Origin of the sequence: Paenibacillus sp. P3E, from assembly GCF_001909045.1 — a bacterium.
GTDB classification, from domain to species: domain Bacteria; phylum Bacillota; class Bacilli; order Paenibacillales; family Paenibacillaceae; genus Paenibacillus_AQ; species Paenibacillus_AQ helianthi.
Genome location: NZ_LVWH01000115.1, coordinates 59,789 through 73,142, shown reverse-complemented (window position 1 = coordinate 73,142; position 13,354 = coordinate 59,789). Strand labels below are relative to the sequence as shown.

Annotated in this window: 10 protein-coding genes; 2 read left to right on the top strand and 8 right to left on the bottom strand. The window is 50.4% G+C overall.

The genetic code is table 11. From position 1 onward, the window contains the following. Positions 1–47 precede the first annotated feature (47 nt). From A3842_RS11240 to A3842_RS11215, 6 genes are all read right to left on the bottom strand, one after another. A complete protein-coding gene (locus tag A3842_RS11240; RefSeq protein ID WP_074088802.1) occupies positions 48–1,037 on the bottom strand; it encodes a LacI family DNA-binding transcriptional regulator in 990 nt (329 codons plus the stop codon). 87 nt (positions 1,038–1,124) lie between these two features. Further along, positions 1,125–2,510 (bottom strand): ABC transporter substrate-binding protein, encoded by a 1,386-nt coding sequence (locus A3842_RS11235; RefSeq protein WP_074101468.1) that lies wholly within the window; start codon positions 2,508–2,510, stop codon positions 1,125–1,127. 54 nt (positions 2,511–2,564) lie between these two features. Continuing rightward, the gene (locus A3842_RS11230) at positions 2,565–3,443 is read right to left on the bottom strand and encodes a carbohydrate ABC transporter permease (RefSeq protein ID WP_074088804.1); all 879 of its coding nucleotides are present in this window, start codon (positions 3,441–3,443) and stop codon (positions 2,565–2,567) included. Next, a complete protein-coding gene (locus A3842_RS11225; RefSeq protein WP_074101484.1) occupies positions 3,440–4,297 on the bottom strand; it encodes a carbohydrate ABC transporter permease in 858 nt (285 codons plus the stop codon). The genes A3842_RS11230 and A3842_RS11225 overlap by 4 nt, the downstream gene beginning before the upstream one ends. Before the next feature lie 465 nt (positions 4,298–4,762). Continuing rightward, a complete protein-coding gene (locus A3842_RS11220) occupies positions 4,763–5,167 on the bottom strand; it encodes a metallopeptidase (protein WP_074101467.1) in 405 nt (134 codons plus the stop codon). A 17-nt stretch (positions 5,168–5,184) separates the two neighbouring features. Beyond that, positions 5,185–5,517: a MarR family transcriptional regulator gene (locus tag A3842_RS11215; protein ID WP_256701662.1), complete on the bottom strand. Its 333-nt coding sequence runs from the start codon at positions 5,515–5,517 to the stop codon at positions 5,185–5,187. A 502-nt stretch (positions 5,518–6,019) separates the two neighbouring features. Between A3842_RS11215 and A3842_RS11210 the strand changes: the two genes are divergently transcribed. Further along, positions 6,020–9,541, top strand: coding sequence for an OmpL47-type beta-barrel domain-containing protein (locus A3842_RS11210; protein ID WP_074101465.1), 3,522 nt, complete (start codon positions 6,020–6,022; stop codon positions 9,539–9,541). Positions 9,542–9,670: 129 nt separating this feature from the next. Here the strand turns inward: A3842_RS11210 and udk are convergent, their stop codons facing one another. After that, positions 9,671–10,306 carry a uridine kinase gene (gene udk, locus A3842_RS11205; RefSeq protein WP_074088808.1) on the bottom strand — a complete coding sequence of 212 codons (636 nt, stop codon included), beginning with the start codon at positions 10,304–10,306 and terminating at the stop codon, positions 9,671–9,673. Between the two features lie 207 nt (positions 10,307–10,513). On the opposite strand from udk, the gene A3842_RS11200 reads away from it, so the two are divergent. Then, complete coding sequence (locus A3842_RS11200) at positions 10,514–11,608, top strand: threonine aldolase family protein (protein ID WP_074101483.1); 1,095 nt, start codon at positions 10,514–10,516, stop codon at positions 11,606–11,608. 93 nt (positions 11,609–11,701) lie between these two features. Here A3842_RS11200 and A3842_RS11195 read toward each other — a convergent pair whose 3' ends face one another. After that, positions 11,702–13,018, bottom strand: coding sequence for a glycosyltransferase family 2 protein (locus A3842_RS11195; protein WP_074101464.1), 1,317 nt, complete (start codon positions 13,016–13,018; stop codon positions 11,702–11,704). Positions 13,019–13,354 lie beyond the last annotated feature (336 nt).

The following is a 13,354-nucleotide window of genomic DNA, read 5'->3' as shown; positions in this document are numbered from 1 at the left end:
CCTGAGTTACTTCGTCATCCTATACTTAACTGCCGGACAGTACGGCTCTACTTGGATAAAGTAGATTCACGTACAATTAATTCCGGATCAATCCTTACGTTGGCCCCGCGTTTCATCGTTCCATTCATGCGTTTCAGCAGCATGTCGGCTGCGGCTATCCCGATCTTGTCTGCCGGCTGGCGCAGGGTTGTCAGATGCGGGCGAAGCTGGGAAGCAATGTAGTGGTCGTCATAGCCGACAACAGCTACCTCTTGCGGCACGCGCACCCCGGCTTCCATCAGGGCATTGATCACGCCAAGGGCGATATTATCATCTCCCGTAAATACGGCGGTGGGCAGCTTGCCCTCGGACAGCCAGCGTTTTGCAGTATCGTAGCCTTTGGTAATTTCAAAATCGCCGTGAACAATCTCAAAGGGTTCCAGCCCTTGTTCCTTCAGTGCCTTCAGGAAGCCGGCGCGCCGTTCCTTGGTACTACGGAACATCTCATGCCCGCAGAGATGGGCGATAGAGGTATGTCCCAGCTCCAGCAGGTGGCGGGCGGCGGCATAGCCGCCTTTTACGTTATCAATAGTAATCGAATAGCTGTCATTCTCCGGCTGCTGATTATCAATCAGCACATAGGGGATGCCGCGCCGCTTCAGCTCCACAATATAGTTGTCCTCCTCCATCGGCGAGAGCAGAATCAAGCCGTCCACCCGGTCCTCCTGGATCAGATAGTGGTTCTCGTCCGAGGCGATACCCGTAGAGATGGAGATGGCCAGAAAATAGCCGTGCAGCGCCAGCACCTCATTCAGCTCTTTGACCACCGCATCGAAGAAGGAATCCTGCAGGGTCGTTACAATCAGACCGATGATGCCGGTCTTGCCGCTGGCCAGGCTGCGGGCCGCCGCATTGGGGCGGTAATCCAGCTCTTTGATCGCGTCCAGCACTTTTTGGCGGTTCTTCTCGCGCACCGAGCCTGCCCCGTTAATGACCCGGGAGACCGTTACCACGGATAACCCGGATTTTTTGGCTACATCAAAAATACTCACTTTCATCTCAAACGCTCCTTGCGGCGGATTTTCCGAATCTATTCCCTGCCTACAGTATACAGGGCTTGCCGCATATCCGCTAAAGGCAGGAATTTATCTCTTAATAATCTCAGTCACTTTCTTCTGAATCACCGGCATAACCTCCTCGAGTGTCTGATGTCCGGTCTCGACCGGCTGCATCTCGTTGATGAACATGTCGTTGATCTGCGAGTAGTTGGTGATCAGATGGTTGTAGGATTCGAAGCCGTATTTGACTGCACCCTCGTAGACCTTCTTCACATCCGCCGGATCAATGCCGTCAAAATGCTTATAATATTCTTCCGCAGCTTCCGTATTGACCGGAGGATTGCCGCCGCTCAGCTCGATGGATTTCTCCTGGACTTCGGTGGTCATCAGATACTTGATCCATTCAAAAGCTTCCTTCGGATGCTTGGAGCCCTTCAGAATCAGCAGCGGATCGACGAACAGCGTGCTGCGCACCTTCTCGTTGCCTCCCCAAGGGACGGCGGCTACGCCGATTTTGAATGGAAAATCATTCGCTCCCGCCAGGTTCCAGGAGCCGCCGATGGACATGCCGATTTTACCTGCAACGAAGGGGTCACCGTTCTGCCCGGCCACGCTTTTGCTCCACTCGGAGGTGGGAGAGACTTTGTCCTTGAATATCAGATCGAACAGCTTTTGGTAAGCGGCAATCACCTTGGGGGAGTCAAAATGGGTCTCGGATGGCACGCCGCCGTTCGTCCAGGTATCTTCAGAATAGGGTTCAGCTCCGAAATACAGCGGCCGCATATCGCGCTCGGACCAGGTGAAGTCCACGCCGTACTGCGTTTTGGCAATGTCGTCAGAGACGACGGTCATTTGCTTGGCCTTTTCAACCATTTTGTCAAAGGTCCAGCTTTTGTCCTCATAGTCACTTGGAGGGTAGGAGAGCTTCGCGGCATCGAACATATCTTTGTTGTACAGCATCAGGGTGACATACATGTTGACCGGGATGCCGTAGGTGCGGTCCTTGACGGTGTAGATTTTCATGAGATTGTCAGGAATGTGATAATCCTCCGGCTTGAATCCCACTTCCTTAATCAGATCGGTCAGATCCAGCAGCATGCCCTTGTTGTAATATTCCGCAAAACCGCCATAACCGTAATGGCTTGTGACATCAGGCGATTTGCCCCCGGCGATCAGGGTCTGCAGCTTGCTGTCGAACTGCTCGTAAGGCGCTTTTTCCACCTTGACCCGGATATTCGGATGCTCCTTCTCAAAATCGGGAATCAGCTTCTCGATAAACGTGCGGTCCTCGGAATCAATGGTGTAGTGGGTGATGGTTACTTGTTCTTCTGTGGTGCCGCCACTTGCTGCGCCATTATTTCCTGCAGCCACATCGCCCGCCGATTTGCCTCCGCTGCAGCCGGATAAGGCCGCCATTACAGTTAGTCCTGCTGCAAGCAGCAGCGAGGATGTTTTTCGGTTACGTGAGTTCATCCGTTAATCCCTCCATCATTTCAAGTCGTATTGGACCGCCGGATAGGGCGGGGATTACTTGATGCCGGTCAGAACAATGCCTTCCACGAACTGCTTCTGGGCGACCGCGAACAAGGTCACAATGGGAAGCATCGCCAGTACGGAAGCGACCATCAAGAGGTGCCACGGCGGGATGCGGAAGCGCGACGAGGTGAGTGAGGCCATGCCGACCGGCAGGGTGAATTTCTCCGATGAGCTTAAGTAGAGCACAGGTGTAAGCAGGTCGTTCCAGCTGTAGATAAAAGCAAAGATTGCAACGGTTGCCAGTGCCGGAGCGGACAGCGGCAGGGCAATCGTCCACCACATCCGCAGCTCACCGCAGCCGTCGATCCGGCCGGCATCGAACAATTCCTCGGGCAGCGTGGAGAAGAATTGCCGCAGCAGGAAGATGTTGTAGGCCGAACCGAAGAATGCGGGTACGATCAGCGGCAGGAAGGTATCAATCCAGTTCATATGGGAGAACAGCACGAACTGCGGGATCATAATCGCCGGATAGGGCAGCATCATGGTGCTGAGCAGCAGGATGAACAGGAATTGGTTGCCTCTGCCCCTGAACCGGGCGAACCCGTAGGCGACCAGCGCCGAAGAGATCAGGGTGCCGATGACAGTCAGCACAGCGATGGTCAGACTGTTCTTGTACAGGGTACCGAAATGCAGCGTGTCGAAAATCTCACGGTAGTTGCTCCACGCCCAGCTCTCCGGCAGAAAGGTCGGCGGGAACTTCAGCATCTCCCGCTTCGATTTCAGTGAGGTGGAGACCATGAAGAACAGCGGCAGCAGCATAAGAAAGGTGGTAATCAGCAAAGTGATGAAGCTGGCTGCCTTCACGGGATCGACCCTCCGGCGGTGCGCAGAAGCGGGTACACGGTGGTTGGCTGTTTTGACGATGCTCATCGGCGTCCGCCTCCTTCATAGTGCACATAACGGTTCGACAGCTTCATAATGATAGCGGTGAACACCATAACAACGATCAGCAGCACCCACGCCAGCGCGGAGGAGTAGCCGGCACGGTATTCCTTGAAGGCGCTGGTGTACAGATTGTAGACATAGAACCAGGTAGAGTAGTTAGGACCGCCCTGTGTCATGACGAAGGCCTGGGTGAACACCTGGAATGAATCAATCAGACCCATGATGAGCTGGAACAGCAGTACCGGTGAGATCATCGGCAGGGTGATATTCAGGAAAATCCTGAAACGCCCGGCCCCATCCAGGTTGGCGGCTTCGATCAGGCTGGCAGGGACGCCCTGCAGCCCGGCGAGGAAGAGGATCATGCCTGAACCGGCGGTCCATAAGGACATGATAATTAGTGCATACAGCGCCGTGTCGGGACTCATCAGCCAGGCCGGGCCATGGATGCCGAACCAGGAGAGCATGTAGTTGAAAAGGCCGATCTGCGGGTTAAAGATCCAGTACCACAGGAGTGACATCGCCACCCCGGACACCATGCTGGGAAAATACATCGCGGTGCGGAAGAATCCGCGCAGCGGGATCGTCTGGTGCAGCAGGAGGGCGAAGCCAAGACCGAGCAGCAGCTGTATTGGCACACTGATGAAGGTGTACCTCAGGGTGACCGTGACCGATTTCCAGAACAGCTCGTTGTGAAACATCTCTGTGTAGTTGGCAAGTCCGATGAATCTCGGCGGGTGGATGATGTCATAATCCGTGAAGCTGTAATACAGCGACGAAAGAATAGGGTACAAAGCAAACACCAGAAAACCGATTAACCACGGGGAAATGAACATATACATGTAGAAGGTCTGCCGCCGGCTTTCACTCTTAATCACTAACACACCAGCCTTTCTTGTTTGAAAGTTTAAGCGCTTTAACTTTTATAATAAATAAACGTTGTAATATGGAGTTAATAAAGGAAATATAATTTATAAAGTTTAATCGCTTAAACTTTATAAATAACCTGATGAGATTATCATAGAGGATGGGCTGGAAATAATCAACCCCCAATTCATCAGATAAAGCGCTACCAGTGAAGAAAGATAACGCTAAATAGAATTTTCGGTTGGATTTTCGGTTTGATCTGCTGGGGTTATGAGTATTTGTGTGAGGTAATATGACATTTAGAAAAGGGCGATGCGGGTATCTAGAGGGGAGATTTGGCTTGCGGAAAACAAAAGCCCCTCCGCCGATTGGCGGAAAGGGGCCGGGCTCGAGAATATCCTTTACATCACTTTATCATCTATTATTGGTTATGACCCCGGTTAGTTACTAACACTAGCAATTTCTTTGAATTCGTCAGCATTGTTAAGCGGACAGGATATTTCGTTGCAGCGAAGAATCTTGTGGCCTTCCAATTCAAAGATAGCAATTAATTCAACTTGTCCGCTATTTCCATTTTTCTTTGTAACATCTACTGTATAGCGTAATGTCATTGTTTGTAGCTCCTCATCAAACAATGTATCATAGAAAGGCGAAACTTTAATTTTTTCTACCATTTCTTTTAGTGTAGCGATATGTTTCGTGAACTCCTCTTTGTTCGTTTTTACCCCATCCGTCACCTGATAATATTCTTCGCTAAAATAGACAGGGATCTTTTCTAAATTCAAACCAACCACAATATCGTTGTACATATCTGTTAAAAATTGAAGCGCTTCTGTTTTATTCATTTCAAATCACTCCTAGGTTATATGAGTTTTGACCAACCATCAAGAAACCGAATGACAACATCGAGTTCTTCCTCAGAGAAGGTGCGAAATAAGTCATAATATTTCCCCTCAATGATTTTATGAAGCTTATCATGCTCGACTGCTAGTTCTCTTCCCGGGTGTGTGATGTCATAATAAACTTCTTTGTTATTTTCAGCCTTTTTAGTGGATAGAAGTAGATCATTTTCAATGAGCGCATTCACAGCTTTTGTCACGGCAGGCTTAGACACGTTTAGCTCGGTGGACAGTAGTGTATTATTCCATCCATTTGGGTTCTCATTTACTAGAGAAAGAATATGGAGTTGAGTAATTGTCCATTTCCGGGTTGAGGGTTGTACTTCTTTCGTCTTATCGTTTTCAGTAGTTCTTCGTGTAATATTTCTTTCCTTCTTCAGAATAAAACCTTGGATTGCGTTAAAAGCTTCTTGATATTTTTTAGATGTGATAGGAGCACCTCCCTGTTTTTGTTAACCAGTTAATAATAATAGTTTACCGGTTAACAATTTTTTGTCAAGTTTTTATCCCTCCGCAATTTACACAATTAGCTTGAGCCCTCAGATTCCAGCATCTGGTTTGATCGCTGAATCAATTCTGGAAATCTTGTTCAAAAGTATTTACCATTCACCAAAAGCTATGGAATGTCCCTAAAAGTTTAAATAATTCACTATACGCACGCCTGGGAAAGGGCTTACAATTCACGGAGAACACGTGTCATTACCTAATTCCGGGGAGGAGGAGGATGTAGCCGCAGGAGGTATTTTGAAGTGCCTTGTTATTTTAACAGCAGTAGAAAAAAGGAGATGAGCTGTAGAAATGAACAAGAAACACATTGGAATGAAGCGTATTCTGGCAGGTTTCTTTGGCCTAATCCTTATTATTGGAATGATTCCTGCAATGTCCGCTACTGTAAGCGCTACCACTTCCGGAACGGCAAGTGAACTGACCGTCAACGGTACACCACCTGCGGGTCCCTATACAAGTGTTCCGGTTGGTGCGGCGTGGAATGACACTGCCGGAAATTCTATTCAGGCCCACGGCGGAGGCTTCGTGCAGCAGGGCGGCTGGTATTATTGGGTCGGAGAGAATAAATCCAGCAATTCCCACAATACTACAGGCATTAATCTGTACAGATCGAAGGATCTTCTTAACTGGGAATTTGTGTCTACGATCCTGTCCAATACGACAAACCCTGGATATACCACAGCTACAACACCCGGGCTCATTAGCCCCCAGACCCAGCAGTTCAATATGGAGCGTCCGAAGCTGATTTATGATCAGGCCAGCGGGAAGTTCGTTCTGTTCGCCCACTGGGAAAACGGGACCAGCTATGGGAATTCCCATATTCTGATTGCTTCCGCAGGTTCAGTGGACGGACATTACACCGTACTTCATAATTTCCGTCCGGGTGTGGGCTATGTAGGGGACCCTAATGAAAAAGACGAGTCCTATACGGGAACGGACGGCAAATGGGGTTATGGCTCCCGCGACTTCACCGTCTACCAGGATCCCGGCACCGGCGAAGCTTACCTGATCAGCACTCAGGATTGGCAGAACATGCGCGTGTACAAGCTTACGGAGAACAGCACGAATGTTGGCTGGCAAAACTCCTATCTGCTGTTTAGCGGCGGCAGAAGGGAAGCGCCTGCCATGATCAAGGCTAATGGCGTCTACTATATCATTACCTCCAGTCAGTCAGGCTGGTATCCGAATCAGGCCATGTATTCCTTCACCACCGATATCCGTAATCCAAGCGGATGGTCGGCTCTCCAGCCCGTGGGCAACAACACCATCTTCTACAGCCAGCCCACCAACATTATGGAGATTGCTGCGGCAGATGGCAGCAGGCAATATGTATACATGGGCGACCGCTGGAATCCCGAAGCTCTAGGCACTTCCGCTTATGTGTGGCTGCCCTTGAACATCGACAGTACCACACACACCATGACCATGAGCTATACACCGGGGTGGTCCCTCGACCCTGTGACCGGAGCATTTCACTTCCCGGATGTATCCAATGTTTCGCAAGGCAAACCGGTAGAAGGTGAAGACAATGTCGTTTCCGGCAAATTACTGAAGTACATTAACGATGGTTCCTACGATGAGGCAGATACATGGTCGGCAGGTACACTATACTATCAGCAAAATAAGGTCCCGTACGCAGTAACGATTGATTTGCAGGAGATATTCGATCTTTCCCGCGTGGATATCAGCTTCAAGCAATTCAATGGTTCCGAAGCCTATTACGACTATACGGTACAAGGCAGCAATGACAACAAGAACTGGATAGTCCTGGCGGATGAGACCCAAAATAAAATGACGGGCTTCAAAAGCAATACACTGGGGGGGAAATACCGGTATGTGCGGCTCTATGTCACCTCCGTCATTAATGCACACAATGGCAATTCCACAGCCAGTTGGGAGAACGGCATGCTTGAGGTCCAGGTGTATGCGAGCAACCTCACGAGGCCGATTGCCCCGCTGCCGGCAGCAAGTGAAGAGGGCGGCAGGTACACTTCAGATCAGACCCTAACACTTTCTAGTAAGGCCGACGGAGCCAAGATCTATTACACGACTGATGGTACAGAACCTACAAATCACAGTACGCTCTATACCACTCCGGTCACTTTGACGCTGGGCCACACGATTCTCAAGGCGGTCGCCTACGCAGAGGGCATGGAATCAAGCGGTGTGATGACCCAAGACTTCAATATCATCGACCCGAACATCATTGTCTCCGTGAGTAGTCCTACGGAATATGCGGTGACCACGGGGGAAGGGGCCTCTGGCCTTCCGGCAACACTTCAGGCGGTGAATGCTGCAGGGAATACGGTTACGGTGCCGGTCATCTGGAATACGGCTGGTGTGACCTTTAGTCCTTATACATCTGTGAAGATTACGGGCACATTGCCCGGATATCAGGTGAGTGCCACGGTCGATGTGGTAAATGCAGGTTTAACCTACTTCATCAGCGGGGGTTCCCAGGGCAATTCCGCTTTTTATAACGCGGCTAAGGCTAAACTGGGCGGACAGCTGGTAAACGCAGTGTCTGATCAGGCATACAACGGACAATGGGGCTACACTGGTAAAATCGGTACTGACATTGGGTATCACACCAGTACCAGCAGCATTTATGAGAGCGGCTGGTGGGCCTATTCCAATAAGAGCATCAATTACACCGTTCATTTGGACCCTGGAACCTACACATTGATTTCCGGCTATAAGGAATGGTGGGGAGCCACCCGCGGCATGACCTTCTCAGCCAAGGATGCCAACGGCAGCGTACTTGCTTCTAAGAGTTTTACCATCAACAAATCAACCCTGGCCGATCAGGAGAAGATAGAATTTACGCTGGATAAAGCCCAGAATATACAAATCAGCGTAAGTAAGGTCAGCGGCAGTGATCCTGTACTGGCGTGGCTGGCTGTGGAAAAGAAAACACCGGTCACGACGGCTTCATTCTCGCCGGCATTACCGGATGGGGAGCAGGGCTGGTATATTAGCCCGGTATCGTTGACTCTTACTGCCGCTGAAGCAGGAGGAACTGTAACCGGCGCAGTGTACAGCGTTGATAACGGAACGACGTGGAGCAACTACACCGGTCCGGTTACATTTCATGAGGATGGGCAATATTCCTTAGCCTATTATTCAACGGATGCGGCCGGAGGAGCCGAATATCCAAAGACCCGGACGTTTAAGCTGGATCATACTGCGCCGGTCACCACGGCTAGCTTGGGCTCCGCGAGCCCTGCAGAATCCGGATGGTATACATCGGAGGTTAATGTAAGTTTAGCTGCAAGCGACAATGTATCCGGTGTAGCGAAAACGGAGTACCAGATCAATAACGGGGAATGGACCCCGTATACCGGATCTATTCCCGCCTTTGATGAAGGAATTTATACCGTAGGCTATCGCAGCACGGATCAGGCAGGCAATGTAGAACCCATCAAAACCCTCGAATTGAAGATAGACAAAACGGCACCAGCGCTAACCGTCCAATTGGATACAACAACCCTATGGCCGGCCAATCATAAAATGGTGACGATTCACGCTGCATTGAACCCGAGTGATGCTACATCAGGGGTTGAATCGGTAATATTAACCTCCATTACGATCAATGAACCGGACAGTGGTCAAGGTGATATTCAAGCCAGTGTAGGAACAGCAGCTACATCCTTTAGTTTACGCGCCGAAAAAGGGAAGGATAAGGCAGTGGGCCGTATCTACACAATTACGTATACAATAACCGACAAGGCAGGGAATAAAGAGACTTCTTCCGTAACCGTCAGAGTACCTCATGATCAATCTGTAAAAAATAACAATCAGCAAGCTGAATAACCAATAAGAAATTCTGCACCCGGTTCAATATGGAAAAAGCAGGGCTGTCCGTAACCAATGTAAGGTGAAATCTCGTTCTACACAAAAAGGCCGCCGGGAGCTCCCGGCGGCCTGTACAATCTTCAACTTTTACTTCATGGTCCACTGATGGTCGCCTGACAGATACTTCTCTGTAAGTACGGACAGCAGCTGGATGCCTACTTCATTCTGCCCGCCTTCGGGGATGATCAGGTCGGCGTATTTCTTGGACGGCTCGATAAAGGCTTCATGCATCGGTTTGACCGTGGTCAGATACTGGGAATGAATGGAACGGATTGTCCGTCCGCGTTCTTCGATATCCCGCAGCACACGGCGGAGGATGCGCACATCCGGGTCGGTATCGACAAAAACCTTAATATTCAGCTGCCCGCGGAGCTTCTCATCGGAGAGCACATGCAGACCCTCTACGATAACGATGTTGTTCGGCAGCAGTTCAACGGTCTTGTCGGTAGAGCGGGCGTGAATCGTAAAATCATACACCGGGGCATAAGCAGCCTGTCCGGATTGGAGGCATTCCAAATGCTCAATCAGCAGCTCGGTATCAAAAGCAAGCGGGTGATCATAATTGATCGCACCGCGTTCCTCGAAGCTGAGGTAAGAATGGTCTTTATAGTAGTTATCCTGAGATATGAACGTCACTTTGTCTGTTCCCAAACGGTCAATGACGGAGCGTGCTACCGTCGTTTTGCCGGAGCCGGTCCCGCCGGCGATACCAATAATGAGCATGGTGTTGTAATAAACCTCCCTAAGCGATTGCCTTTGCAATTCCAATATTGTAGCACAGCGATGCAGTAATTTCACCTGAACAGCGGGGAACAAACCGTGAACTTTTGAAAAAAAGGGGGTTTCCGGCGGGAAATGGTATAATTTTGTCGGATGGGCTAGACCCAAGCAGGCGGAGAGGGAGTTATGAGTATGGATATTAGCAAAACCATGAGCGATAACAGCCAAACCTTATTGGAAGCTTTTAATGCGGCTCCATTACAGCTGGCAGGCCACGGCAAACGGGAGGTCCGGGTGCTGAAGGAAGCTTTTGCCGGGGTAGAGGATAGTGTGGTCAGTGACATGTACGGTACAGGTGGGCTGATTGAGGGGTTTCAGGCGGAAATGGCAGGGGTGCTGGGTAAGGAAGCGGCTGTATTTTTCCCGAGCGGTACGATGGCACAGCAGATTGCACTTCGGATCTGGAGCGACCGTAAGGGCAGCAGGTCTGTAGCGTACCACCCGCTCTGCCACTTGGAGATACATGAGCAGGATGGGCTAAAAGAGCTGCATCATCTGGAGCCGCTGCTGCTCGCTGACAAGGACCGCCTGATTACACTTGAAGATGTGATGAACATGGGTCAGGGAGTAGCCTGCCTCCTGCTGGAACTGCCGCAGCGCGAGATTGGCGGACAGCTTCCGGAGTATGCAGAGCTTGAAGCAATATCCGTCTATTGCCGTGAGCAGGGGATTATGCTGCATCTGGACGGCGCGCGTTTGTTTGAGGTGCTGCCGTATTACGGCAAAACTGCCGCTGAAGTCAGCAGCCTGTTCGACAGCGTATATATCTCCTTTTATAAAGGCATTGGCGGAATTGCCGGGGCCATTCTTGCAGGAAGTGCGGACTTTACCGAAGAATCGAAAATTTGGAAACGGCGGCATGGCGGCGATCTGATCAGCCTGTATCCATACATTATCTCCTCCCGGCATTATTACCGGCAGAGAGTGGACAAGATGGCTCAATATTATGCGGAGGCCAAGGAGCTTGCGGCTCTGTTCAACGGCTGTCATAACGTAAGTACTCTGCCGGAAGTACCGGTGTCGAACATGTTCCATGTGCATTTTGCCCTGTCCAAGGTGAAGGTAGAGCTGATTCTGACCCGGGTCAGCGAAGCAACTGGTGTGGGGTTTACTCCGCGTTTGAGGGAGAGCGACGAGTCGTCGTGTTTTTATGAATTGAGCATTGGAGATTTGTACAGCGGCATTCCCAAGGCGAACCTGGAAGCGGCATTCGGGATGCTGGATCGGTTGCTGGCGGAGGCTTAAGGATCACACTGATCAGGGCTGCCCCACCCCAAAAGGATGGTAGTCTGTGCCCATGCACACTATCATCCTTTTTTATCATCATCGCAGGAAAGTCTACCGGTTCAGCAAAGCCCGGACAAACGACACGCGCAGCAGCTGCTTTTTCATCAGCTTGGTGCGGAACTGGCGCTTTAATTGGCTGTAGGCCTTGGGACAATGTTCGCTGGCCCAGCTGTACATTGACTTGAAATCGGTGTGGCTTTTGGCGGAATTCATCAGGTAATACGAGATGGTGTCATACACATTATGGTTGAACCATTCGTTCATTTCCGTCTTGCTGTAGCCGTAGCGTTCGATGGCCATATTGCGGATCAGCCGTTTTTCCTCCAAATTCTCGATCAGAAAGGACTGGCTGAGGTTAAAAGTAATATTGTTGCCATGAATCCGGTACACTCCGGCAAGGGTGTCGATAAACCCGGCATCCCCGATCAGCAGGGCACGCAGGTATATCGAAGCGTCGTTGACCATGTTCATGTTCAGAATATCCATTTTCATCAGCGTTTCCCTCTTGAAGACCGCTGTCAGGGTTGAGGCTGGTTTGGGGTACCCCTTTTGTTCGAAATTCTTGAAGTAGGCTTCCTTCGGGGTAATCCGGTTTAGCTGCAAGCTGGAAGGCTTCAGCTGTTCGGTCTTGGAATACTCCAGGAACACATTTGCAGCCACAAAAGCAATCTCCGGTTGCTCCTGATGAAAATGGACAGCGCGGCTGAAATAGCTCCGGTCAATTAGATAGTCGTCGTCATCCAGGAACAGAATATACTCACCGTCACCATGAGCGGCAAGCGCTTTGCGCCGGTTATTCCCCGGGCCTTGATTGGTCTCATTCTGCATGAAGATTACACGCGGATCATCGCCATAATTCCGGCCCATGAGTTCTGTCGTACCGTCGCTGGAGCAGTCGTCAATCACCGTAATCTCCTTATGCGGGTAATCCTGACGCAGGATGCTCTGAATGGCCTGGTCCAGGAAGTCTTTTCTATTATAAGTAGTAATAATTACACTGACTTTGGGAAGGTTGTAGGGGTCAGCAGATGAAGGAAAAAGGATCTCCTGCTCTCCGCCGTCTGCTCTTAACCCGGCGAGACCTTTCATCCATTCCAGGATATTCACGGCTTGAATGTTGAATTGCTGGGACAAGTAGAAATCCAGCGCATCCGCTGAGGCGCGCTGCGACAGATAGGCCTCGATCACCCCGACCAGATTCTCAAGGTTCCCCCGTATGCCTGCGTCGGCTTCGTTGCCAATGCTGTCTCTGCATCTTCGTATAAGCTCTTCGCTGGACAGCGCCCCGGCAGGCAGATGCTGTCTAGCTTCGTTGAGCTGGTTTAGCAGGCGGTATCCGGCCTGGTGCAATTCCTCGCTGTGAGCCATAGTTGGACCTCCTCAAAAGTTTTTTGAATAATTTCCCCCGATTCAGTTGCGAAAAAAACGGCCTCGGAAGCCTATCTTCAAAAGTTTGTTAGCCTCTGCTTCGTTTTGTGGAGCTAGGCCCCCCAAAATTGCTGCTTCAGGCAGCTATGCCGTGGACAAACGCTAATTCAGGTGAGCCATCCGTCAGCCCCGTATATATTTAGTGGGAATTTCTACACTTATTTCCATCGGGCGAAAGTTTCCGGTAGCGGTAGTGGGAAAAAGTAGACTTAAATCAGCGTAAATAAGCGAAATTCGGCCGAATGAGGAGGATTAGGTTTACTTTTTCCACTTAAA

Coding starts and splice junctions, on each gene's coding strand:
- A3842_RS11240 (WP_074088802.1), bottom strand. CDS start 1,037: ATGAAAGTGAGTATTTTTGATGTAGCCAAAAAATCCGGGTTATCCGTG.
- A3842_RS11235 (WP_074101468.1), bottom strand. CDS start 2,510: ATGAACTCACGTAACCGAAAAACATCCTCGCTGCTGCTTGCAGCAGGA.
- A3842_RS11230 (WP_074088804.1), bottom strand. CDS start 3,443: ATGAGCATCGTCAAAACAGCCAACCACCGTGTACCCGCTTCTGCGCAC.
- A3842_RS11225 (WP_074101484.1), bottom strand. CDS start 4,297: ATGTATATGTTCATTTCCCCGTGGTTAATCGGTTTTCTGGTGTTTGCT.
- A3842_RS11220 (WP_074101467.1), bottom strand. CDS start 5,167: ATGAATAAAACAGAAGCGCTTCAATTTTTAACAGATATGTACAACGAT.
- A3842_RS11210 (WP_074101465.1), top strand. CDS start 6,020: ATGAACAAGAAACACATTGGAATGAAGCGTATTCTGGCAGGTTTCTTT.
- udk (WP_074088808.1), bottom strand. CDS start 10,306: ATGCTCATTATTGGTATCGCCGGCGGGACCGGCTCCGGCAAAACGACG.
- A3842_RS11200 (WP_074101483.1), top strand. CDS start 10,514: ATGAGCGATAACAGCCAAACCTTATTGGAAGCTTTTAATGCGGCTCCA.
- A3842_RS11195 (WP_074101464.1), bottom strand. CDS start 13,018: ATGGCTCACAGCGAGGAATTGCACCAGGCCGGATACCGCCTGCTAAAC.